The organism is Streptococcus mitis B6 (genome assembly GCF_000027165.1).
GTDB lineage: Bacteria > Bacillota > Bacilli > Lactobacillales > Streptococcaceae > Streptococcus > Streptococcus mitis_AR.
Window position 1 is genome coordinate 189,509 of record NC_013853.1, and the last position, 23,988, is coordinate 213,496.

Below are 23,988 nucleotides of genomic sequence, written 5' to 3' on the forward strand. Positions count from 1 at the left end.
ACGTGGAATATCTTCGTTCCTTTTTATATTATTTTTGGTATAATAATAGTTATTCAAATTTTATTTAGATTATGAAAGTGTAGGGAAGTATGTCTCGTTCTATCGATTTATTAAAACATCGGTATTTGAAAAATATTAAAGAAAATCCTGAATTGTTTGTCGGGATTGAGCTGGAATTTCCTGTTGTAAACTTGGAAGGGAATGCTACCGATGTTGAAGTTATCAAGCAGTTATTTAGATATCTAGTTTCTGATTTGCATCTAACTGTAGAAAAGATTGATGATTTTGGAAATCCTATTCAGTTATTGAATCTAGTAAGTCAGGATGCTATTTTATTTGAAGTTTCCTATACTACGATTGAGTTTGCATTTGGTAAGGCTGAAACGATACAAGAGGTTGAAGAACGTTTTAGTATTTATATGGAAGTGATTCAGAAAAAGTTAGCTGAATCAAATCATGTTATTGTTGGCTGTGGTATTCATCCCAACTGGGATAAAAATGAGAATTGTCCAGTGGCTTATCCACGCTATCAGATGTTGATGGATTATTTGAATTTGAGTTGCAATGTGACTGAGTCAGACTTACATTATTTCCCTGAATATGGGGCTTTTATCTGTGGGAGTCAGGTCCAGCTGGATGTTTCAAAGTCTAACTACTTACGGGTGATTAATGCTTTTACCCAAATTGAAGCGGCTAAGGCATATTTATTTGCCAATTCTGAGTTTACAGGTGCGGATTGGGATACAAAAATCTCAAGAGATATTTTCTGGGAAGAATCGATGCATGGTGTCTATCCAGAAAACGTCGGGGTCAATGCTAGACTCTTTAAAGATGAGGATGATTTTTTTGATTATCTAGATTATTCTGCAATTTTTACTGCGGAACGTGATGAACAAACCTATTATTTTTATCCCATTCAGGCAAGGGACTATTTGGCTACACCTGAAATCCAAGCATTTGATCTTAATGGGGATGAGGTTCTTATTTACCCTCAAGAAAAGGATTTTGAAACTCATCGTAGCTATCAGTACCAAGACTTAACGACTCGCGGAACTGTTGAGTTTCGTAGTGTGTGTACTCAGCCTCTAGAGAGAACTTTCGCTTCAGCAGCTTTTCACTTGGGATTGTTGGTTAATTTAGATAAGTTAGAAGCTTATTTAGAAACAGCACCTTTCTTTAAAGAATTTGGACGAAATTATAAGTTTTTAAGGCGGCAATTTTCTAAGAAAAAGCTCACAGATCAGGAAGAAACTGCGATTATAGAGTTTTCAAAAGACTTACTCTTGCTAGCTGATGAAGGACTGAGGATGAGAAACAAGCAAGAAACGACTTATTTACAGCCTTTGAAAGAAGAATTGAGCCTATAATTTCTCTTATAAAGGGAGAATTTTCTGAAAAATCATGATATAATGGAAGAGACTATAGATAAAGGATAGAGAGTAATGACATTAGTTTATCAATCAACGCGTGACGCCAACAATACAGTAACTGCTAGCCAAGCAATTTTGCAAGGTTTGGCAACGGATGGTGGTTTGTTTACACCGCTTACTTATCCAAAGGTAGATTTGGACTTTGACAAATTGAAAGATGCTTCTTATCAGGAAGTTGCTAAGCTTGTTTTGTCAGCATTTTTAGATGACTTTACAGCTGAAGAGTTGGACTACTGTATCAACAATGCCTACGATAGCAAGTTTGATACTCCAGCTATCGCACCATTAGTGAAATTAGATGGGCAATACAATCTGGAGCTTTTCCATGGTTCAACAATTGCTTTTAAGGATATGGCCTTGTCTATTTTGCCATACTTTATGACAACGGCTGCTAAGAAGCATGGTTTGGAGAACAAGATTGTCATCTTAACAGCGACATCTGGTGATACTGGGAAAGCTGCTATGGCAGGGTTTGCGGATGTTCCTGGTACTGAGATTATCGTCTTTTATCCAAAGGATGGTGTCAGCAAGGTACAAGAGTTGCAAATGACCACTCAGATTGGCGACAATACTCATGTTATCGCTATTGATGGTAACTTTGATGATGCCCAAACTAATGTGAAGCATATGTTTAACGATGTGGCTCTTCGTGAGAAGTTGGCAGCCAACAAGTTGCAATTTTCATCGGCTAACTCTATGAATATTGGCCGTTTGGTGCCACAAATTGTCTACTATGTTTATGCCTACGCTCAGCTTGTTAAAACTGGTGAGATTGTAGCTGGTGAAAAGGTTAACTTCACGGTACCGACAGGAAACTTTGGAAATATCTTGGCTGCCTTTTATGCCAAACAAATCGGTCTACCAGTTGGCAAATTAATCTGTGCTTCAAATGACAACAATGTTTTGACAGACTTCTTCAAGACACGTGTTTACGACAAGAAGCGTGAGTTTAAGGTAACAACTAGTCCATCTATGGATATCTTGGTATCTTCAAACTTAGAGCGTTTGATTTTCCATCTTTTGGGTAATGATGCGGTTAAAACAGCTGAACTCATGAATGCCTTGAACAAGCAAGGACAATATGAGTTGACAGACTTTGATGCAGAGATTCTTAACCTCTTTGCAGCTGAATATGCGACTGAGGAAGAAACAGCGGCAGAAATCAAGCGTGTTTATGAGTCAGATTCTTATATCGAAGATCCACATACGGCGGTTGCCTCAGCAGTTTATAAGAAATACCAAGCTGCTACTGGAGATGTAACTAAGACAGTGATTGCTTCAACAGCTAGTCCATACAAGTTCCCAGTAGTTGCAGTAGAAGCTGTAACGGGGAAAGTTGGCTTGACTGACTTTGAAGCCTTGGCTCAATTACATGATATTTCAGGAGTGGCAGTGCCGCCAGCAGTTGATGGGCTTGAAACAGCTCCTGTTCGTCACAAGACAACTGTGGCGGCTGCAGATATGCAAGCAGAGGTTGAGGCTTATCTAGGACTTTAAGACATAAGACAGAGGAAGTAAACTCGGTTGGGAAACCAACTGAGTTTCTTTTCATCAGGAGGAAGGATTGTTTAAGAAAAATAAAGACATTCTTAATATTGCTTTACCAGCTATGGGTGAAAACTTTTTGCAGATGCTCATGGGGATGGTGGATAGTTACTTGGTAGCCCACTTGGGCTTGATAGCTATTTCGGGTGTATCAGTAGCTGGCAATATTATCACGATTTACCAGGCGATTTTCATCGCTCTGGGAGCTGCTATTTCCAGTGTTATTTCAAAAAGTATTGGGCAGAAGGATCAGTCTAAGCTAGCCTATCATGTGACTGAGGCCTTGAAGATTACCTTACTATTAAGTTTCCTTTTAGGAGCTTTGTCTATCTTAGCTGGGCAAGAGATGATAGGACTTTTGGGGACGGAGAGAGATGTAGCTGAGAGTGGTGGACTGTATCTCTCTTTGGTAGGTGGCTCGATTGTTCTCTTAGGCTTAATGACTAGTCTGGGAGCCTTGATTCGTGCAACGCATAATCCACGTTTGCCCCTCTATGTGAGTCTTTTATCCAATGCCTTGAATATTCTTTTTTCAAGTCTAGCTATTTTTGTTCTGGATATGGGGATAGCTGGTGTTGCTTGGGGGACAATTCTGTCTCGCTTGGTAGGTCTTGTGATTTTATGGTCGCAATTAAAGTTGCCTTTTGAGGAACCGACTTTTGGTTTAGATAAGGAACTATTGACCTTAGCTTTGCCAGCAGCTGGAGAGCGGCTTATGATGCGAGCTGGAGATATAGTGATCATTGCCTTGGTCGTTTCTTTTGGAACGGAGGCAGTGGCTGGGAATGCAGTTGGAGAAGTCTTGACCCAGTTTAACTATATGCCTGCCTTTGGTGTGGCTACAGCAACAGTCATGCAAGTGGCTCGAGCGGTTGGAGAAGATAATTGGGAAAGAGTAGCTAGTTTGAGCAAGCAAACCTTTTGGCTTTCTCTGGTCCTCATGTTACCCTTGACCTTCAGTATCTATGCCTTAGGGATACCACTGACTCATCTCTATACTACTAACCCTCTAGCGGTGGAGGCTAGTGTTCTAGTGACACTTTTTTCACTACTTGGTACTCCTATGACGATAGGAACAGTCATCTATACAGCAGTCTGGCAGGGTTTGGGCAATGCTCGCCTCCCCTTTTATGCGACAAGTATAGGGATGTGGTGTATCCGTATTGGGACAGCCTATCTGATGGGGATTGTGCTTGGTTGGGGTTTGCCTGGTATTTGGGCTGGAACCCTTTTGGATAATGGTTTTCGTTGGTTATTTCTACGTTACCGTTACCAGCGTTATATGAGCTTGAAAGGATAGGAAATGCAAAAAACAGCTTTTATTTGGGATTTAGATGGGACTTTATTGGACTCTTACGAAGCGATTTTGTCAGGGATTGAGGAAACTTTTGCTCAGTTTTCTATTCCTTATGATAAGGAGAAGGTGAGAGAGTTTATTCTCAAGTATTCTGTGCAGGATTTGCTTGTGCAGGTGGCAGAAGAGAGAAAACTAAATGTGGAAATACTAAATCAGGTACGTGCCCAGAGTCTGGCTGAGAAGAATGCGCAGGTAGTCTTGATGCCAGGTGCGCGTGAGGTGCTAGCTTGGGCAGACCAAGTAGGAATTCAACAGTTTGTCTACACTCATAAAGGAGATAATGCTTTTGCCATCCTCAGAGACTTGGGGTTGGAGTCCTATTTTACAGAGATTTTAACCAGTCAGAGTGGCTTTGCGCGCAAGCCTAATCCAGAAGCGGCTACCTATCTGTTAGACAAGTATCAGCTGAATCCTGAGAAGACTTATTATATAGGGGACCGGACTCTGGATGTGGAATTTGCCCAGAATAGTGGGATTCAAAGTATCAACTTTTTAGAGTCGTCTTATGGAGGCAATCATAGGATTCAAGGGTTAGCAGATATTCCCCGTATTTTTGAGGCTGAGCAATAAAAAGATTGTGTCAGTTTTGTGACAGATACCTAACAAACTATTTCAAGTAACCGAGTTTGTTACAAGGAATAGACAGTTCTGTTAAATAGGCCCGAGAGGGCTTTTTTTCTGCTCTTTTTGTGTTATCATAGACAGGTACTCATTTGAAAGGAATTTGAAAGAATGAAGAAAAGAATGTTATTAGCCTCAACAGTAGCCTTGTCATTTGCCCCAGTATTGGCAATCCAAGCAGAAGAAGTTCTTTGGATTGCACGTAGTGTTGAGCAAATCCAAAATGATTTGACTAAAACGGATAACAAAACAAGTTATACCGTTCAGTATGGTGATACCTTGAGCACCATTGCAGAAGCCTTGGGTGTAGATGTTACAGTTCTTGCGAATTTGAATAAAATCACGAATATGGACTTGATTTTCCCAGAAACCGTTTTGACAACGACTGTCAATGAAGCAGAAGAAGTAACGGAAGTTGAGGTTCAAACACCTCAAGCAGATTCTAGTGAAGAAGTGACAACTGCGACAGCAGATTTGACAACCAATCAAGTGACCGTTACTGATCAAACTGTTCAAGTTGCAGATCTTTCTCAACCAATTGCAGAAGCTCCAACAGCGATAGAAACTACAAGTACAAAAGAAGTAGCATCAAGCTCAGAAGTTACAAAGACAGTGATTGCTTCTGAAGAAGTGGCACCATCTACGGGCACTTCTGTCCCAGAGGAGCAAACAGCCGAAACAAGTAGTGCAGTTGCAGAAGCGGGTTCTCAGGCAACGATTCCAGCTGAGAAAGAGGAAACACAAGCAAGCCCTCAAGCTGAATCAGCAGTAGAAGCAACTACAACGCCAGTAGAAGAAAAAGGAACCGAAACAACTGCAACAAGTTCAGAAGAAGCAAAAGAAGCCTCATCAAATGAAGCTACAACAGCAGTTTCTACTTATCAACCAGAAGAGGCGAAAACAGTTTCAACAACTTACGCGGCTCCAGCTGCGCCCGATTATGCTGGACTGGCAGTAGCGAAATCTGAAAATGCAGGCCTTCAACCACAAACAGCTGCCTTTAAAGAAGAAATTGCCAACTTGTTTGGCATCACATCCTTTAGTGGTTACCGTCCAGGAGACAGCGGTGATCACAGAAAAGGTTTGGCTATCGACTTTATGGTACCAGAAGGTTCAGAACTAGGGGATAAGATTGCGGAATACGCTATTCAAAATATGGCCAGCCGTGGAATTAGTTATATTATCTGGAAACAGCGTTTTTATGCTCCATTCGATAGCAAATATGGACCAGCTAACACTTGGAACCCAATGCCAGACCGTGGTAGCGTGACAGAAAATCACTATGACCACGTTCACGTTTCAATGAATGGATAAACCAGACTTTGTAATATCATTTTGACGAATGAGATCTAGCTTTCGTGATAGGAAGCGAGTCTCGTTCGTTTTTCTTTGTCATACTCTTCGAAAATTTCTTCAAACCACGTCAGCTTCACCTTGCCGTAGGTATGGTTACTGACTTCGTCAGTTCTATCTGCAACCTCAAAACAGTGTTTTGAGCTGACTTCGTCACTCTTATCCACAACCTCAAAGTTGTGCTTTGATCAACCTACGGCTAGCTTCCTAGTTTTCTCTTTGATTTTCATTGAGTATCAAAGAGCAATCCTAGCCTCGCTAGTCCTTTTCACTCCAGAATAAGGGAAATATGTTATACTTGTTTTTAAGAAAAGAGTCTCATTGAATTGGTTCTAAGGAGTTAGAAATGAAAGTATTAGTGACAGGTTTTGAGCCCTTTGGAGGGGAAAAGGTCAATCCAGCTTTGGAGGCCATTAAAGGTTTACCAGCTAAAATCCATGGTGCTGAGGTTCGTTGGCTAGAAGTGCCGACAGTTTTTCACAAATCGGCTCAAGTATTGGAAGAAGAGATGAGTCGTTATCAACCTGATTTTGTCCTTTGTATTGGCCAAGCAGGTGGAAGATCTAGCTTGACACCTGAGCGAGTAGCTATTAATCAAGATGATGCACGGATTCCTGATAATGAGGGTAATCAACCGATTGACCTTCCCATTCGCCCAGACGGTGCTCCGGCCTACTTTAGTAGTCTGCCGATTAAAGCGATGGTTCAAGCTATAAAAAAAGAGGGCTTGCCGGCCTCTGTTTCCAATACTGCAGGGACTTTTGTCTGCAATCATTTGATGTATCAGGCCCTCTATTTGGTAGAAAAGAAATTTCCACATGTTAAGGCAGGTTTTATGCATATTCCTTATATGATGGAACAGGTGGTGAATCGACCGACTACCCCAGCTATGAGTTTAGTGGATATTAGGCGAGGGATAGAAGCGGCAATCGGCGCCATTATCGAACATGGAGATCAAGACCTCAAGTTGGTAGGCGGAGAAACTCATTGATAGAAAAAAGCTTGAGGGAAAAACCTTCAAGCTTTTGGACGTTTTCGAGCCAATACTGCTCGGTAAAAAATCATTTTATTAATTTGAATGTAGGGTAGGAGTGAAAAACTAGCCCTACCAGGGGTAGTTTAGTTGGTATTTTTTACTAAGTGCTGCTCTAAGTACTGCTCTATAAAAGCTGATTTTAGTACATTGGATATAAGGTAGGAGTAAAAAACTAGCAATGCCAAAGGTAATCCAATTGAGGAAGTACCAAGGAAGAAGCTGTAAATCTAGGACAAAGTGCTGGAACTTGTAGCCCTTCATAAAGGAACGGCTAGTTTTTAGGATTCGTCTTGGTGAGGCCTGTCCTAGGTCTAGACTATAACAGAGAAGAAATTCCACCTGTGAATAGGCATAATACTGTGGAATATAGAGGATATTTCCTACAATGATCAAGATGAGACTTGCAAGAAAGTAGAGTCCAAAGACCATGAGGAAACGCTCGGTTTCAACTGATGAGAGATCTAGATTTGGAAACTCAGGATGTAGGGTGACGAATTTTTTGGCTAAAAAGCTACTATAAAAGAGGAAGTAAATCCCAAGTAAATTAGGGATACTCCATAAAAAGAGATAGAAACGTTTGAGAAGTAGGGTCAAAAAGGTTTGAGAAAAGCGCTCCTCATCAAAGAGAGCTAGGCTGTTTTTTACAGATGGCTCCGTTTTAGAATCTTTCATGAGTGTCAGTGTTGCATAGACGGAACTGGTCAAAAGAATAGTCCCGATAAAGGAGACTAGTAGAGGAAAGAGGTAGGCTTGAAGTATTTGACCAAGTATGCTGAAAAATGGCTGTTCTAAAACAGTCCCGTGGATCCGAGATAAGGGATTAAGAAAACCAGATAAGATGACCAGCATACTGGGAAGGATATAGAGGAGAAAGAGACGGGGGGTGTCAGCCTGAAAATGTTTTGACTCCTGACGAATTGTTTTTAAATCAATTTTTGGATAGTTCATTCTCTTATTATACCATAGTTCGTGACAGTTCCGGCTTTTTTTGATAAAATCATACAGTATGCCCTTGGGTACAAAGTATGAACTGGGACTGTCTTTCCCAGCTTCGGAGGTAAAAAATGTCAGATTCACCAATCAAATATCGTTTGATTAAGAAAGAAAAACACACAGGAGCTCGTCTGGGAGAAATCATCACTCCCCACGGTACCTTCCCAACACCTATGTTTATGCCAGTTGGGACACAAGCCACTGTCAAAACTCAGTCGCCTGAAGAATTGAAGGAGATGGGTTCGGGAATTATCCTGTCAAACACCTATCATCTCTGGCTTCGTCCTGGAGATGAACTCATCGCACGCGCAGGTGGTCTCCACAAGTTCATGAATTGGGACCAACCTATTTTGACGGACAGTGGTGGTTTCCAGGTTTATTCTCTAGCAGATAGCCGTAATATCACAGAAGAAGGAGTAACCTTTAAAAACCATCTCAATGGTTCCAAGATGTTCTTGTCCCCAGAAAAAGCCATCTCTATTCAGAATAATCTGGGCTCAGACATCATGATGTCCTTTGACGAGTGTCCTCAGTTTTATCAACCTTACGACTACGTTAAGAAATCAATCGAGCGTACCAGTCGTTGGGCTGAGCGTGGTTTGAAGGCTCACCGTCGTCCACATGACCAAGGTTTGTTTGGAATTGTGCAGGGGGCAGGATTTGAAGACCTGCGTCGCCAATCAGCTCACGACCTTGTCAGCATGGATTTCCCAGGCTACTCTATCGGTGGTTTGGCAGTGGGAGAAACCCACGAAGAGATGAATGCTGTCTTGGACTTCACAACTCAACTGCTGCCAGAAACTAAACCTCGCTATTTGATGGGTGTGGGAGCGCCAGATAGCTTGATTGATGGGGTGATTCGTGGTGTAGATATGTTTGACTGTGTCTTGCCGACTCGTATCGCTCGTAATGGGACTTGTATGACCAGTCAGGGACGTTTGGTTGTCAAAAATGCCCAGTTTGCTGAGGACTTTACGCCACTGGATCCTGAGTGTGATTGTTACACATGTAAGAACTATACACGTGCTTATCTTCGTCACCTACTCAAGGCTGATGAAACCTTTGGTATCCGCTTGACAAGCTATCATAATCTTTACTTCTTGCTTAACCTGATGAAGCAAGTGCGACAAGCCATCATGGATGACAATCTCTTGGAATTCCGTGAGTATTTTGTGGAAAAATATGGCTACAATAAGTCAGGGCGTAATTTCTAAAATGGAATTGATATAAGCTAAAAATCCTAAGTTTTCTCTTGGGATTTTTCTTCTTTTTTTGATAGAATAAAGTGTACAATGAAAGGAAGAATAAACTCGTATGCGCATTAAATGGTTTTCCTTGATTAGGATTACAGGTTTACTTTTGGTACTCTTGTATCACTTCTTTCAGACCATCTTTCCTGGAGGATTTTTCGGGGTAGATGTCTTTTTCACATTTTCAGGTTTCCTGATTACAGCTCTACTCATCGAAGAATTTTCTAAAAATCATGAAATTGATTTGATAGGATTTTTTAGGAGACGTTTTTATCGGATTGTGCCACCTGTGGTTTTGATGGTCTTGGTAACCATGCCCTTTACCTTTCTAGTTCGCCAAGATTATGTGGCTGGAATTGGTGGCCAGATTGCTGGTGTCTTAGGCTTTATGACCAACTTTTATGAACTTCTAACAGGTGGGAGTTATGAATCACAGTTCATTCCTCATTTGTTTGTTCATAATTGGAGCTTGGCCGTTGAGGTTCACTACTATATTCTTTGGGGATTGGCAGTTTGGTTCTTATCTAAACAGGCTAAATCAAATGGTCAGTTGAAGGGGATGGTCTTTCTTTTATCTGCCACTGCCTTCTTGATCAGCTTCTTCTCCATGTTTATTGGTAGTTTTCTAGTAACCTCTTATTCCTCTGTTTACTTCTCCAGTTTAACTCATGTCTATCCATTCTTTTTGGGAAGTATCCTAGCAACGATTGTAGGCGTTCGTCAGACGACTTCCCTCGTCAAGCAGTTAGATAAAATCTGGGATTTACGCAAGACCCTTTTAGTTTTTGCAGGAGGTTTTGGCTTCTTACTCATTTTGACCTTCTTTGTCAAATTTACCTATCTCTTTGCCTATCTTATGGGCTTCTTGCTTGCCAGCCTTGCAGCCCTTGCTATGATTCTGGCGGCGCGTGTCTTACATGAAAAGACTCCTCATGTGCAAGAACCAAAGATTATCAGCTTTTTAGCAGATACTAGCTATGCGGTTTATCTCTTCCATTGGCCTTTCTATATTATTTTCTCACAGTTGACATCAAATCTTTTTGCTGTGTTACTGACTTTGATTTGTTCTTATGGATTTGCCAGTCTTTCATTTTATGTATTGGAGCCGTGGATTGCAGGAAAGAACACACCTGTTTTACAAACTCTTCGTCCCCTGCCTTATATTCACGCAATTCTTGCAACAAGTACAGGAATCTTGGCCTTCATTGTCCTCTTAGTGACTTTGTTGGCACCACAAGTGGGAGCGTTTGAGACAGACTTAACTGTCAATGGTTTGAAGCAAGCTGCTAGTACTATTGCCCAAACAAAAGTGATGGCAGAACGAGCAGAAGCTGATAGTTTGGGGATTGCTGATGGTACTATGTTAATTGGTGATTCAGTGGCTTTAAGGGCAAATACAGCCCTGCAGACAGCTCTTCCTGGAGCACAAATTAACGCGCAGGTCAGCAGAACAACCAAGACTGCCAATGAAATCATGCTAAACAATAGCCAGAATAAATTTTTACCTAAGATGGTGGTCATTGCGACTGGGGTAAATAATCCTGAAAATTACAAGGAAGACTGGGATAGTATCGTAAAAAATCTTCCTAAGGGCCACCATATGGTTTTGGTGACTCCTTATGAGGGGGATAAGACAAAAGAGACCTATGCCATCGTTGAGAAGGAGGCTGCCTATATGAGAGAATTGGCAGAGAAGACTCCTTACATCACGATAGCAGATTGGAATCAAGCTGCTAAGGAACATCCAGAAATCTGGGCAGGAACAGACCAAGTCCATTTCGGAAGTGACACTAGCACTATTGAAGCAGGAGCTAAATTGTATGCAGATACGATTGCCACAGCTTTGCAGACGGCTCAAGACAAGCCAGTCAAATCAAAATAACCTGTATTACAGAGAAAAGAGTTGGAGAAATCCAGCTCTTTTAAAATATCGGTAACTTCTAAAACTAACTTCCAGTTTCCCACAACCTAGCTTTTAGTATGAGAAAAACGCGTGAAATCAGTGGAAATCCGTCTTAGACTAACTTCCACTGGTTTTCTTTTTCTTGATATATAAGGGTTCAAAAGCGAAAAGACTCAGAAAAAAGTGCACGACAAATAGCCCTAAAACAGAGTCGTCTTAGAGTAAATTCCAGTTGCTAGCGTTTAGTGTGAGACTTTTCGATGGTGATAAGATGTGTAGTTAGAGGGGAAAATTCCCTTTATTTCAATAAATCAGGTGATAGGTGTGTGTCTTCTGGTTTGACAAATTGGCAACCCAGAAGAGCAGCGATGTCCTCGCCAAAGGTGAAGGTGAAGATGTCGTAAGCAGATTTTCCTTGAAACTCTTCTCGTTTCAAGGAATTGACATGGGAAATGACTAGATTGACGTCTTTCTGAGTCAGCTGGTCAAAGGAAGTGCCCTTGGGAAGAATGGCTCGCAAAACCGTATGGTTCTTCTCAATCCGCCCCTTCTGGTCAGGACGGCTAGGGTCGCAGAAGTAGAGGTGAGACTTCCCATCAATGTCTCGCTCAAGCTCCTCCACATAGGCGAACTCAGATCCGTTGTCTGTGAGAATGACAGGGAACAGCTGATGGAACGCACACCCTCCGTCCATGACTCTTTCTTTCAAAGCTGCGAATTTAGTGGCGACCTCCAGAGCGGTCTTGTTGTTCAAAAGCAGGGCGAAGAGGAAGTTGCAGAAGGAAACGTTGAAGGTGAGCAGTAGCTTTCCACCAGGTCTGCCGATGACCGTGTCCATTTCCAACCATTTGAAGAAATCATCTGTTTCTCGTAACTCTTGGAAATCTTGATAGGTCCGCCCAATTTTCAGCTCTTTAGGAATAGCTACTTTTCTGGATTTTCTGCGTTCCTTGAACGTGACCATCCGAGGGAAATCAATGGGCTTGGCTGTCAGATAGCCCAGCTTGGCATGCCGATACACCGTAGCTTTCGACACAGGTAGGTTATGTGTCTGAATGATATGGTAGATGCTTTGTTTCTTCTGGATGCCTTGGGTTAAGACCTTGTCCATCTGATAAAAACTTTCCTTGTTTAGGGGAATTCCCTGTCTGGATTCCCTCAACATAGTCTCGTACTGCTCCTGTGCCTTTTTCGCGTAGTAAAGATAGCGGTTAAACCCACAATCCGTCCTCTTTTTTGGACAGTTGTTACAGACATAAGGAGCTTTTTTGAGAAGAGGGCAATCCGTGCAATCAGATTTGACGGATGTTGGATGCATGATGCGATTGCGCTTGATTTCCTTTGAAATCGTTGACGGGTCTTTCCCCATCTTCTCAGCGATGGAACGGAAAGTCTCCTGTTGGCTGATTCCAGTTTGGATGTCAATACGGTCTTCTAGAGTGAGATGTTTTTGTTTTTTCGTCATGAGGTGCCTCCTCACGAAAAGTCTCAGACTTAATTCTAGCATAATTCATCGTCTGAGACTAACTTCCAGTTTTGGGAGAGAGATGGAAGTTACTTTGAGAAGTTACGCTTTTAAAATATCTCTAGAAAATAGGTCTATACCATTTACAAATGAATCAGAAAGGTTTATAATGTAATTGACATAATAAATATCAAAAGTAATCTTTTAAGGAGGTCATTATTATGCCTAATTACGTTAAAGCGGATCAGTTTTTCTATCCATTTGGCATTCGTCGTGGTGGGTACCTAGAACTTGTTGATGGCAAATTTGGGAAACATGTGGATCAAATTCCTGAAGGAGCAGAGGTTCTTGACTATACTGGTTATAGCATTGCACCAGGTCTTGTGGATACTCATATTCATGGATATGCAGGTGTAGATGTGATGGACAACAACATTGAAGGTACATTGCATACTATGAGTGAAGGACTTCTTAGTACCGGTGTTACCAGTTTCTTGCCCACAACTTTAACAGCCACTTATGAGCAATTGCTTGCAGTCACTGAAAATCTTGGAAACCATTATAAAGAAGCAACAGGTGCTAAGATTCGTGGGATTTATTATGAAGGTCCATATTTCACAGAAACTTTTAAGGGGGCACAAAATCCAACTTATATGAGAGACCCGGGTGTTGAGGAGTTTCATTCTTGGCAGGATGCTGCAAAAGGGATGCTAAATAAAATCGCTATTGCACCAGAACGTGATGGGGTGGAAGATTTTGTACGTACTATTACAGGTGAAGGTGTGACAGTTGCACTTGGACACTCAGATGCGACTTTTGATGAAGCTAAAAAAGCAGTCGATGCTGGAGCGAGTGTTTGGGTACATGCTTACAATGGAATGCGTGGTTTAACACACCGCGAACTAGGTATGGTAGGAGCTATGTATGAGCTCCCACATACTTACGCAGAATTGATTTGTGATGGTTATCACGTAGATCCAAAAGCTTGTGAGATTTTACTTAAGCAAAAGGGGACAGAAAACATCGCTCTTATTACGGACTGTATGACAGCTGGTGGGCTTGAAGACGGTGACTATATGTTGGGAGAATTCCCTGTTGTAGTAGCAAATGGAACTGCACGTCTCAAATCTACTGGTAATTTGGCAGGTTCTATCCTCAAACTTAAAGATGGTATGAGAAATGTAGTCGAGTGGGGAATTGCGAATCCGCATGAAGCAGTCATGATGGCCAGCCTCAACCCAGCTAAATCCGTTCACATTGATGATGTCTGTGGTCAAATCCGTGAAGGTTATGATGCGGACTTTATCGTATTAGATAAAGATTTGGAATTGGTAGCAACCTACCTAGACGGTGTGAAACGTTATCAAGCATAAGAGAAAAAGCAGAAGTTAGAGATTAGCTTCTGCTTTTTTTATCTATATTACTTTACCGGTAAATAAAAAAGTTAAAAAAATCACAAAAAAACTTGAACAAACAATTGAAAAGGCTTACAATTATATTATAAATAGTACAAATAAAAAAACGGAGGAGTGCTTTATGAAAGCCTATACTTATGTTAAACCAGGACTTGCTTCTTTTGTTGATGTAGACAAACCAGTTATTCGCAAGCCAACAGACGCTATTGTGCGTATCGTAAAAACCACTATTTGTGGAACAGACCTCCATATTATCAAAGGGGATGTTCCTGCTTGCCAAAGTGGTACCATTCTTGGTCACGAAGGGATTGGGATTGTTGAAGAAGTTGGGGAAGGAGTTTCTAACTTCAAAAAAGGCGATAAGGTCTTGATTTCTTGTGTCTGTGCCTGTGGTAAATGCTACTACTGTAAAAAAGGAATTTATGCCCACTGTGAAGACGAAGGTGGCTGGATTTTCGGTCACCTGATTGATGGTATGCAGGCTGAATATCTACGTGTCCCTCATGCAGATAACACTCTTTACCACACTCCAGAAGACTTGTCAGATGAAGCCTTGGTTATGTTATCAGACATTCTGCCTACTGGATATGAAATTGGTGTTTTGAAAGGGAAAGTAGAACCTGGTTGTAGCGTAGCCATTATTGGTTCAGGTCCAGTTGGATTGGCTGCTCTTTTAACAGCTCAATTCTATTCACCAGCTAAATTGATTATGGTGGACTTAGACGATAACCGCTTGGAAACTGCTGTATCATTTGGTGCGACTCACAAGGTTAATTCTTCAGACCCTGAAAAAGCCATTAAAGAAATTTATGATTTGACAGATGGTCGTGGTGTGGATGTCGCTATCGAAGCTGTTGGTATTCCTGCAACATTTGATTTCTGTCAAAAGATTATCGGTGTAGACGGAACGGTTGCCAACTGTGGTGTGCATGGTAAACCAGTTGAATTCGATTTAGATAAACTTTGGATTCGCAACATCAATGTAACAACTGGTTTGGTATCTACAAATACAACTCCACAATTGTTGAAAGCACTCGAAAGTCATAAGATTGAACCAGAAAAATTGGTAACTCATTATTTCAAATTAAGTGAAATTGAAAAAGCCTATGAAGTCTTCAGTAAGGCAGCAGACCACCATGCAATCAAAGTCATTATTGAAAACGATATTTCAGAAGCTTAAGAACCAAAAAATTAAGAAATGAGCATATTTCTTTCCTTGTTTAGCGGAATTGGTTATAATATACGGTACAAAGGAATGAATGAATATGTATCGTGTTATAGAAATGTACGGAGATTTTGAACCCTGGTGGTTTATAGAAGGTTGGGAAGAAGATATTGTAGCAAGTAAGAAATTTGACCAGTATTATGATGCTCTCAAATACTATAAAACTTGCTGGTTTAGATTGGAACAAGAATCCCCTCTTTATAAAAGTAGAAGTGACTTGATGACCATTTTCTGGGACCCGGAAGACCAACGCTGGTGCGATGAATGTGATGACTATTTACAACAATACCATTCTTTGGCTCTTTTGCAGGATGAGCAGGTTATCCCAGATGAAAAACTACGCCCAGGCTATGAAAAACAAACAGGTAAGGAAAGGCACCGTTCTTGCCGTATGAAATTAAAATAGAGAAAAAGTAACTTTTTTGGAGTTGCTTTTTTTATTTTTCCAAATCTTTGCGAATAGTATAGGTGAGGAGGTAAGTATGGTTCAAGAAATTGCACAAGAAATCATTCGTTCGGCTCGGAAAAAAGGGGCGCAAGACATTTATTTTGTCCCCAAGTTAGACGCCTATGAGCTTCATATGAGGGTAGGAGACGAGCGCTGTAAAATCGGTTGTTATGATTTTGAAAAATTTGCGGCCGTAATCAGTCACTTTAAGTTTGTGGCGGGTATGAATGTGGGAGAAAAAAGACGTAGTCAACTTGGTTCCTGTGATTATGAATATGACCAGAAGATGGCGTCCCTACGTTTGTCTACTGTAGGCGATTATCGAGGGCATGAGAGTTTAGTTATTCGCCTGTTGCATGATGAGGAGCAGGATTTGCATTTTTGGTTTCAGGATATTGAAGAACTGGGTAAGCAGTACAGGCAACGTGGTCTCTATCTCTTTGCTGGTCCAGTCGGAAGTGGCAAGACGACCTTGATGCACGAATTAGCCAAGTCTCTCTTTAAAGGACAGCAAGTTATGTCCATCGAAGATCCTGTCGAAATCAAGCAGGACGACATGCTCCAGTTGCAGTTGAATGAGGCGATTGGGCTAACCTATGAAAATCTTATCAAGCTTTCCTTACGTCATCGTCCTGATCTCTTGATTATCGGAGAAATTCGGGACAGCGAGACGGCGCGTGCAGTAGTTAGAGCTAGTTTGACAGGTGCGACCGTCTTTTCAACCATTCATGCCAAGAGTATTCGAGGTGTTTATGAGCGCTTGCTGGAGTTGGGTGTGAGTGAGGAGGAATTGGCAGTCGTTCTGCAAGGAGTCTGCTACCAGAGATTAATCGGGGGAGGAGGAATTGTTGACTTTGCAAACAAAGACTATCAAGAACACCAGCCAACTAGCTGGAATGAACAGATTGACCAGCTTCTTGAAGATGGACATATCACAAGTCTTCAGGCTGAAACGGAAAAAATTAGCTACAGCTAAGCAAAAAAATATCATCACCTTGTTTAACAATCTCTTTTCCAGCGGTTTTCATCTGGTTGAGACTATCTCCTTTTTAGATAGGAGTGCTTTGTTGGACAAGCAGTGCGTGACCCAGATGCGCACAGGTTTGTCTCAGGGGAAATCATTTTCAGAAATGATGGAAAGTTTGGGCTTTTCAAGCGCCATTGTCACTCAGTTATCCCTAGCTGAAGTTCATGGAAATCTCCACCTGAGTTTGGGAAAGATAGAAGAGTATCTAGACAATCTGGCCAAGGTCAAGAAAAAACTAATTGAAGTAGCGACCTATCCTTTGATTTTGCTGGGCTTTCTTCTCTTAATTATGTTGGGACTCCGTAACTATCTATTACCACAACTGGATAGTAGTAATATTGCCACGCAAATTATCGGAAATCTACCACAAATCTTTCTAGGAATGGTAGGACTTATTTCAGCAGTTTTTCTTTTAGCACTAACTTTTTATAAAAGAAGTTCTAAGATGCGTGTCTTTTCGATCTTAGCACGCCTCCCCTTCCTTGGAATTTTTGTACAGACCTATTTGACAGCTTATTACGCGCGTGAATGGGGCAATATGATTTCTCAAGGAATGGAGCTGACGCAGATTTTTCAAATCATGCAGGAACAAGGTTCCCAGCTCTTTAAAGAAATCGGTCAAGATTTGGCTCAAACTCTACAAAATGGTCAGGAATTTTCTCAGACGATAGGAACCTATCCTTTCTTTAAGAAGGAGTTGAGTCTCATCATCGAGTATGGGGAAGTCAAGTCTAAGCTGGGGAGTGAGTTGGAAATCTATGCTGAAAAAACTTGGGAAGCCTTTTTTACCCGAGTCAATCGCACCATGAATCTGGTGCAGCCACTGGTTTTTATCTTTGTGGCACTGATTATCGTTTTACTTTATGCGGCAATGCTCATGCCCATGTATCAAAATATGGAGGTAAATTTTTAAAATGAAAAAAATGATGACATTCTTGAAAAAAGCGAAAGTGAAGGCTTTCACACTTGTGGAAATGTTGGTGGTCTTGCTCATCATCAGCGTGCTTCTCTTGCTCTTTGTACCTAATTTGACCAAGCAAAAAGAGGCGGTCAATGACAAAGGAAAAGCAGCTGTTGTTAAGGTAGTGGAAAGCCAGGCAGAACTTTATAGCTTAGATAAAAATGAAGATGCTAGCCTAAGCAAGTTACAAGCAGATGGGCGAATCACAGAAGAACAGGCTAAAGCCTATAAAGAATACCATGCTAAACAAAATACCAGTCAAACCGTTGCAGATTAAGGCCTTTACCATGCTTGAAAGTCTCTTGGTTTTGGGTCTGGTGAGTATCCTTGCCTTGGGCTTATCCGGCTCTGTCCAGTCCACTTTTGCGGCGGTGGAGGAGCAGATTTTCTTTATGGAGTTTGAAGAACTCTATCGGGAAACTCAAAAACGCAGTGTAGCCAGTCAGCAAAAGACTAGTCTGAATCTAGATGGGCAGACGATTAGCAATGGCAGTCAAAAGTTGACAGTTCCTAAAGGAATTCAGGCACCATCAGGCCAAAGTATTACATTTGACCGAGCTGGGGGCAATTCGTCCCTGGCTAAGGTTGAATTTCAGACCAGTAAAGGAGCGATTCGTTATCAATTATATCTAGGAAATGGAAAAATTAAACGCATTAAGGAAACAAAAAATTAGGGCAGTGATTTTACTGGAAGCAGTAGTCGCTCTAGCTATCTTTGCCAGTATTGCTACCCTTCTTTTGGGACAAATTCAAAAGAATAGGCAAGAAGAAGCAAAAATTTTGCAAAAGGAAGAAGTCTTGCGGGTAGCTAAGATGGCCTTGCAGACAGGTCAAAATCAGGTAAAGATCAACGGAGTGGAGATTCAGGTGTTTTCTAGTGAAAAAGGATTGGAGGTCTACCATGGTTCAGAACAGTTGTTGGCAATCAAAGAGCCATAAGGTCAAGGCTTTTACCTTGTTAGAATCCCTGATTGCCCTCATTGTCATCAGTGGAAGCTTACTCCTCTTTCAAGCCATGAGTCAGCTCCTCATTTCAGAAGTTCGATACCAGCAGCAAAGTGAGCAAAAAGAGTGGCTCTTGTTTGTGGACCAGTTGGAGGCAGAATTAGATCGTTCGCAATTCGAAAAAGTGGAGGGAAATCGCCTATACATGAAGCAAGATGGCAAGGAAATTGCGATAGGTAAGTCAAAATCGGATGATTTTCGAAAAACTGATGCCAGTGGACGAGGTTATCAGCCTATGGTTTATGGCCTCAAATCTGCGCAGATTACAGAGGAGAATCAACTGGTTCGCTTTCGTTTTCAATTCCAAAAAGGCTTAGAAAGGGAGTTCATCTATCGTGTGGAAAAAGCAAAAAGTTAAGGCGGGTGTTCTCATCTATGCAGTCACTATGGCAGCCACCTTTAGTCTTTTGTTACAATTTTACTTGAACAGACAAGCTGCCCACTATCAAGACTATGCTTTGAATAAAGAAAAGTTGGTTGCTTTTGCCATGGCCAAGCGAACCAAAGATAAGGTTGATAAGGAAAGTGGGGAACAGATCTTTAATCTGGGTCAGGTGAGTTATCAAAACAAGAAAACAAGCTTGGTGACAAGGGTTCGTACGCCTAAGAGTCAATATGAGTTTCTGTTTCCTTCCGTCAAAATCAAAGAAGAGAAAACAGATAAAAAGGAAAAGGTAGCGACTGATTTAAGCGAAAAAGCAGAGAAGAAAAAATCAGAAGAGAAGGTTGAAAAGAAAGAGAATTCCTAGTCAATTCAATTACTTTGTGCTAAACTAAAAATATGAAACATGATTTTAACCACAAAGCAGAAACTTTTGATTCCCCTAAAAACATTTTCCTTGCAAACTTGGTTTGTCAAGCAGTCGAGAAACAGATTGATCTTCTATCAGACAAAGAAATTTTGGATTTCGGTGGTGGGACGGGTCTGTTAACCTTGCCCCTAGCCAAGCAGGCCAAGTCTGTAACATTGGTGGATATTTCGGAGAAAATGCTGGAGCAAGCTCGTTTGAAAGCGGAGCAACAAGACATCAAGAATATCCAGTTTCTGGAGCAAGATTTATTGAAAAATCCCTTGAAGCAAGAGTTTGATCTCATTGTTGTTTGTCGGGTTCTTCATCATATGCCTGATTTGGATGCGGCTCTCTACTGTTTCATAATATTTGAGGGAAGATGGACAACTTTTACTTGCTGATTTTACCAAGACAGAAGCTAACCATCATGGATTTGAATTGGTTGAACTGGAAAAACAGCTAATTGAGCATGGTTTTTCATCTGTACATAGTCAGACTCTTTACAGTGCTGAAGACTTGTTTCAAGGAAATTACTCAGAACTCTTTTTAACAGTAGCCCAAAAATCACTCGCCTAGTCAGGGAGTGATTTTTCTATAAGGATGGAAAAAAGAAGGGAAATTTGATAAGATAGGAATATGGATTTTGAAAAAATTGAACAAGCTTATACGTATTTACTAGAGAATGTCCAAGTCATCCAAAGTGATTTGGCGACCAACTTTTATGACGCCCTGGTGGAGCAAAACAGCATCTATTTGGATGGTGAGACTGAGTTAGAGCATGTCAAGGAAAACAATCAGGCTCTTAAACGCTTAGCGCTACGCAAAGAAGAATGGCTCAAGACCTACCAGTTTCTCTTGATGAAGGCTGGGCAGACAGAACCCTTGCAGGCTAATCACCAGTTTACGCCAGATGCTATTGCCTTACTTTTGGTGTTTATTGTGGAAGAGTTGTTTAAAGAGGAGGAAATCACTATCCTCGAAATGGGGTCTGGAATGGGGATTCTGGGCGCAACTTTCTTGACCTCGCTTGATAAAAAGGTGGATTATTTGGGAATGGAAGTAGATGATTTGCTGATTGATTTGGCAGCTAGCATGGCAGATGTAATTGGTTTGCAGGCTGGCTTTGTCCAAGGAGATGCCGTTCGTCCACAAATGCTCAAAGAAAGCGATGTGGTCATCAGCGACTTGCCTGTCGGTTATTATCCTGATGATGCTGTTGCGTTGCGCCATCAAGTTGCTTCTAGTCAAGAACATACTTACGCCCATCACTTGCTCATGGAACAAGGCCTTAAGTATCTCAAGTCAGATGGATACGCTATTTTTCTCGCTCCGAGTGATTTGTTGACCAGCCCTCAAGGTGATTTGTTGAAAGGGTGGTTGAAAGAGGATGCGACTCTGGTTGCTATGATTAGTCTGCCTGAAAATCTCTTTGCCAGTGCTAAACAATCCAAGACTATTTTTATCCTACAGAAGAAAAGTGAAATAGCAGTGGAGCCTTTTATTTATCCACTTTCTAGCTTGCAAGATGCAAGTATTCTAATGAAATTTAAAGAAAATTTTCAAAAATGGACTCAAGGTACTGAAATATAAAATAGATTTTGTTATAATAGATGAAAACGCTTAAAAGAGGTAATTAATAATGACAAAGAACAATCGCAATAAATGCAGGAAGTTCAAGTTTGAAATGGCAATTATACTTAATGCCAGAAGAAAAAGTATTGGCGAAAGGTTTGATTGAACGTATCGGTTTGAAAGATTCAATTTCAACTGTAAAATTTGATGGCCGTTCTGAACAACAAATTTTGGATATTGAAAATCACACACAAGCTGTTAAAATTTTATTGGATGACTTGATTCGTTTCGATATTATCAAGGCTTATGATGAGATTACAGGTGTTGGTCACCGTGTTGTTGCAGGTGGAGAATATTTCAAAGAATCAACAGTTGTTGAAGGGGATGTTTTAGAAAAAGTTGAAGAGTTGAGCTTGTTGGCTCCTCTCCACAATCCAGCCAATGCAGCAGGTGTTCGTGCCTTCAAGGAATTGTTGCCAGATATTACCAGTGTAGTTGTTTTTGATACTTCATTCCACACAACTATGCCAGAGAAAGCTTATCGCTACCCTCTACCAACAAAATATTACACAGAAAACAAGGTTCGTAAATATGGGGCCCACGGTACAAGTCACCAGTTTGTAGCAGGAGAAGCAGCAAAACTCTTGGGCCGTCCATTAGAGGACTTGAAATTGATTACTTGCCACATCGGTAATGGTGCTTCTATTACAGCTGTTAAGGGTGGTCAATCTGTCGATACTTCAATGGGATTCACTCCACTTGGTGGTGTGATGATGGGAACTCGTACAGGAGATATTGACCCAGCTATCATCCCTTACCTAATGCAATATACAGAGGACTTTAATACGCCGGAGGCTATTAGTCATATTCTCAATCGTGAGTCAGGACTCATGGGAGTTTCAGGCAAGTCTAGTGATATGCGTGATGTGATTGCTGCTAAAAAAGAAGGCGACCATGATGCTACATTAGCATATGAAATCTATATTGACCGTATCCAAAAACATATTGGGCAGTACCTTGCAGTCTTAAACGGTGCAGATGCTATTATCTTTACAGCGGGTGTAGGAGAAAATGCAACCGATGTACGTGAAGATGTTATTTCAGGTATCTCTTGGTTTGGATGTGATGTGGATTCAGAGAAGAATGTCTTTGGCGTAACTGGAGATATCTCAACAGAGGCAGCTAAGATTCGTGTTTTGGTTATTCCAACAGATGAAGAATTGGTCATTGCCCGTGACGTTGAGCGCTTGAAAAATAAGTAAAACTAGAAAAAATATTCAGTACAAGGAGCTGGGAAAGAGATTTTTCCAGCTCCTTTTTCTGATGAAATTGTCCAAAACCTTGCTATGATTGGCTTTTTTGAAAAATATGGTATAATAGTAGTAATTTAATAGATGGAGTTGAGTTTTGAAGAAAAACTTTCGTGTAAAAAGAGAGAAAGATTTTAAGGCAATTTTCAAGGAGGGGACAAGTTTTGCCAATCGCAAATTTGTTGTCTACCAGTTAGAAAACCAGAAAAACCATTTTCGAGTAGGTCTATCAGTTAGCAAAAAACTGGGGAATGCGGTCACTAGAAATCAAATCAAGCGACGAATTCGACATATTATTCAGAATGTAAAAGGGAGTCTGGAAGAAAATGTCGATTTTGTTGTCATTGCTCGAAAAGGGGTCGAAACCTTGGGATACGCAGAGATGGAGAAAAATCTACTCCACGTATTAAAATTATCAAAGATTTACCAGGAAGGAAATGGGAGTGAAAAAGAAACTACAGTTGACTAGTTTGCTAGGACTGTCCCTATTGATCATGACAGCCTGTGCAACAAATGGGACAACTAGCGATATTACAGCCGATTCGGCTGATTTTTGGAGTAAATTTGTTTACTTCTTTGCGGAAATCATTCGCTTTTTATCGTTTGATATCAGTATCGGAGTGGGAATTATCCTCTTTACGGTCTTGATTCGTACAGTTCTCTTGCCGGTCTTTCAAGTGCAAATGGTGGCTTCTAGAAAAATGCAGGAAGCTCAGCCACGTATTAAGGCGCTTCGAGAACAATATCCAGGTCGAGATATGGAAAGCAGAACCAAGCTAGAGCAAGAAATGCGTAAAGTCTTTAAAGAAATGGGTGTCAGACAGTCAGATTCTCTTTGGCCGATTTTGATTCAGATGCCGGTTATCTTGGCCTTGTTCCAAGCTCTATCAAGAGTTGACTTTTTAAAGACAGGTCATTTCTTATGGATTAACCTTGGTGGTGTGGATACAACCCTTGTTCTTCCTGTTTTAGCAGCTGTATTCACCTTTTTAAGTACTTGGTTGTCCAACAAAGCTTTGTCTGAGCGTAATGGCGCTACGACTGCGATGATGTATGGGATTCCAGTCTTGATCTTTATCTTTGCAGTTTATGCACCAGGTGGAGTCGCCCTATACTGGACAGTGTCCAATGCTTATCAAGTCTTGCAAACCTATTTCTTGAACAATCCATTCAAGATTATCGCAGAGCGCGAGGCGGTAGTTCAGGCACAGAAAGATTTGGAAAATAGAAAAAGAAAAGCCAAGAAAAAGGCTCAGAAAACGAAATAATAAGGAGGAATCT

At 41.0% G+C, this 23,988-nt stretch carries 25 protein-coding genes and 1 pseudogene; 23 read left to right on the forward strand and 3 right to left on the reverse strand.

Annotated elements, in window-relative coordinates; translation table 11 throughout:
• The first annotated feature begins 89 nt into the window (after positions 1-89).
• The 5 genes from SMI_RS00990 to SMI_RS01010 all read left to right on the forward strand — a co-directional run bounded on the left by SMI_RS00990 (position 90) and on the right by SMI_RS01010 (position 6,267).
• Entirely contained in the window at positions 90-1,367 is a 1,278-nt protein-coding gene (locus tag SMI_RS00990; protein ID WP_000091371.1) for a hypothetical protein, read from the forward strand.
• Between the two features lie 75 nt (positions 1,368-1,442).
• Positions 1,443-2,927, forward strand: coding sequence for a threonine synthase (gene thrC / locus SMI_RS00995; protein WP_000177124.1), 1,485 nt, complete (start codon positions 1,443-1,445; stop codon positions 2,925-2,927).
• A 67-nt stretch (positions 2,928-2,994) separates the two neighbouring features.
• Positions 2,995-4,275, forward strand: a complete 1,281-nt coding sequence (locus tag SMI_RS01000) for an MATE family efflux transporter (protein ID WP_000473952.1) — start codon at positions 2,995-2,997, stop codon at positions 4,273-4,275.
• Positions 4,276-4,278: 3 nt separating this feature from the next.
• Positions 4,279-4,902 (forward strand): HAD family hydrolase, encoded by a 624-nt coding sequence (locus SMI_RS01005; protein WP_001172835.1) that lies wholly within the window; start codon positions 4,279-4,281, stop codon positions 4,900-4,902.
• 162 nt (positions 4,903-5,064) lie between these two features.
• Positions 5,065-6,267: a LysM peptidoglycan-binding domain-containing protein gene (locus SMI_RS01010; protein ID WP_000746973.1), complete on the forward strand. Its 1,203-nt coding sequence runs from the start codon at positions 5,065-5,067 to the stop codon at positions 6,265-6,267.
• A gap of 35 nt (positions 6,268-6,302) precedes the next feature.
• On the opposite strand, the gene SMI_RS01015 is transcribed toward SMI_RS01010, so the two are convergent.
• The gene (locus tag SMI_RS01015; RefSeq protein WP_164925494.1) at positions 6,303-6,473 is read right to left on the reverse strand and encodes a hypothetical protein; all 171 of its coding nucleotides are present in this window, start codon (positions 6,471-6,473) and stop codon (positions 6,303-6,305) included.
• 179 nt (positions 6,474-6,652) lie between these two features.
• On the opposite strand from SMI_RS01015, the gene pcp reads away from it, so the two are divergent.
• Positions 6,653-7,297, forward strand: a complete 645-nt coding sequence (pcp, locus tag SMI_RS01020) for a pyroglutamyl-peptidase I (protein ID WP_000866927.1) — start codon at positions 6,653-6,655, stop codon at positions 7,295-7,297.
• Positions 7,298-7,411: 114 nt separating this feature from the next.
• Here pcp and SMI_RS01030 read toward each other — a convergent pair whose 3' ends face one another.
• Entirely contained in the window at positions 7,412-8,290 is an 879-nt protein-coding gene (locus SMI_RS01030; RefSeq protein ID WP_001108846.1) for a DUF975 family protein, read from the reverse strand.
• A 116-nt stretch (positions 8,291-8,406) separates the two neighbouring features.
• On the opposite strand from SMI_RS01030, the gene tgt reads away from it, so the two are divergent.
• Both tgt and SMI_RS01040 read left to right on the forward strand, forming a co-directional pair.
• Complete coding sequence (gene tgt, locus SMI_RS01035) at positions 8,407-9,549, forward strand: tRNA guanosine(34) transglycosylase Tgt (protein ID WP_001285239.1); 1,143 nt, start codon at positions 8,407-8,409, stop codon at positions 9,547-9,549.
• Between the two features lie 100 nt (positions 9,550-9,649).
• The gene (locus SMI_RS01040) at positions 9,650-11,467 is read left to right on the forward strand and encodes an acyltransferase family protein (protein ID WP_001220867.1); all 1,818 of its coding nucleotides are present in this window, start codon (positions 9,650-9,652) and stop codon (positions 11,465-11,467) included.
• 319 nt (positions 11,468-11,786) lie between these two features.
• On the opposite strand, the gene SMI_RS01045 is transcribed toward SMI_RS01040, so the two are convergent.
• Positions 11,787-12,953 (reverse strand): IS30-like element ISSmi1 family transposase, encoded by a 1,167-nt coding sequence (locus tag SMI_RS01045; protein ID WP_000163009.1) that lies wholly within the window; start codon positions 12,951-12,953, stop codon positions 11,787-11,789.
• 221 nt (positions 12,954-13,174) lie between these two features.
• On the opposite strand from SMI_RS01045, the gene nagA reads away from it, so the two are divergent.
• The 15 genes and pseudogenes from nagA to SMI_RS01120 all read left to right on the forward strand — a co-directional run bounded on the left by nagA (position 13,175) and on the right by SMI_RS01120 (position 23,975).
• Positions 13,175-14,326 (forward strand): N-acetylglucosamine-6-phosphate deacetylase, encoded by a 1,152-nt coding sequence (gene nagA / locus SMI_RS01050; protein ID WP_001134545.1) that lies wholly within the window; start codon positions 13,175-13,177, stop codon positions 14,324-14,326.
• 163 nt (positions 14,327-14,489) lie between these two features.
• Positions 14,490-15,548: a zinc-dependent alcohol dehydrogenase family protein gene (locus SMI_RS01055; RefSeq protein ID WP_000649461.1), complete on the forward strand. Its 1,059-nt coding sequence runs from the start codon at positions 14,490-14,492 to the stop codon at positions 15,546-15,548.
• An 85-nt stretch (positions 15,549-15,633) separates the two neighbouring features.
• Positions 15,634-15,999, forward strand: coding sequence for a DUF1033 family protein (locus SMI_RS01060; protein WP_000286392.1), 366 nt, complete (start codon positions 15,634-15,636; stop codon positions 15,997-15,999).
• Positions 16,000-16,075: 76 nt separating this feature from the next.
• Entirely contained in the window at positions 16,076-17,017 is a 942-nt protein-coding gene (comGA, locus tag SMI_RS01065; RefSeq protein WP_000249543.1) for a competence type IV pilus ATPase ComGA, read from the forward strand.
• Positions 16,965-17,981 (forward strand): competence type IV pilus assembly protein ComGB, encoded by a 1,017-nt coding sequence (gene comGB / locus SMI_RS01070; RefSeq protein ID WP_164925538.1) that lies wholly within the window; start codon positions 16,965-16,967, stop codon positions 17,979-17,981. The genes comGA and comGB overlap by 53 nt, the downstream gene beginning before the upstream one ends.
• Position 17,982: 1 nt before the next feature.
• Positions 17,983-18,306 carry a comG operon protein ComGC gene (gene comGC, locus SMI_RS01075; RefSeq protein WP_000738641.1) on the forward strand — a complete coding sequence of 108 codons (324 nt, stop codon included), beginning with the start codon at positions 17,983-17,985 and terminating at the stop codon, positions 18,304-18,306.
• Entirely contained in the window at positions 18,269-18,703 is a 435-nt protein-coding gene (gene comGD / locus SMI_RS01080; RefSeq protein WP_164925504.1) for a competence type IV pilus minor pilin ComGD, read from the forward strand. Before comGC ends, comGD begins: the two co-directional genes overlap by 38 nt.
• Positions 18,666-18,968 (forward strand): competence type IV pilus minor pilin ComGE, encoded by a 303-nt coding sequence (comGE, locus tag SMI_RS01085; RefSeq protein WP_153197443.1) that lies wholly within the window; start codon positions 18,666-18,668, stop codon positions 18,966-18,968. Before comGD ends, comGE begins: the two co-directional genes overlap by 38 nt.
• On the forward strand, positions 18,931-19,392 hold the full coding sequence (comGF, locus tag SMI_RS01090) for a competence type IV pilus minor pilin ComGF (protein ID WP_000250522.1): 462 nt from the start codon (positions 18,931-18,933) through the stop codon (positions 19,390-19,392). Before comGE ends, comGF begins: the two co-directional genes overlap by 38 nt.
• The gene (gene comGG, locus SMI_RS01095; protein WP_000265641.1) at positions 19,370-19,783 is read left to right on the forward strand and encodes a competence type IV pilus minor pilin ComGG; all 414 of its coding nucleotides are present in this window, start codon (positions 19,370-19,372) and stop codon (positions 19,781-19,783) included. Before comGF ends, comGG begins: the two co-directional genes overlap by 23 nt.
• 32 nt (positions 19,784-19,815) lie before the next feature.
• A pseudogene (locus SMI_RS01100) lies at positions 19,816-20,401 on the forward strand (class I SAM-dependent methyltransferase).
• A 60-nt stretch (positions 20,402-20,461) separates the two neighbouring features.
• Positions 20,462-21,415 (forward strand): class I SAM-dependent methyltransferase, encoded by a 954-nt coding sequence (locus SMI_RS01105; protein WP_000345096.1) that lies wholly within the window; start codon positions 20,462-20,464, stop codon positions 21,413-21,415.
• Between the two features lie 110 nt (positions 21,416-21,525).
• Positions 21,526-22,659: an acetate kinase gene (locus SMI_RS01110; protein WP_001113734.1), complete on the forward strand. Its 1,134-nt coding sequence runs from the start codon at positions 21,526-21,528 to the stop codon at positions 22,657-22,659.
• A 145-nt stretch (positions 22,660-22,804) separates the two neighbouring features.
• Complete coding sequence (gene rnpA, locus SMI_RS01115; protein ID WP_000739250.1) at positions 22,805-23,176, forward strand: ribonuclease P protein component; 372 nt, start codon at positions 22,805-22,807, stop codon at positions 23,174-23,176.
• Positions 23,151-23,975 carry a membrane protein insertase YidC gene (locus SMI_RS01120; protein ID WP_219335883.1) on the forward strand — a complete coding sequence of 275 codons (825 nt, stop codon included), beginning with the start codon at positions 23,151-23,153 and terminating at the stop codon, positions 23,973-23,975. Before rnpA ends, SMI_RS01120 begins: the two co-directional genes overlap by 26 nt.
• The last annotated feature ends 13 nt before the right edge of the window (positions 23,976-23,988 follow it).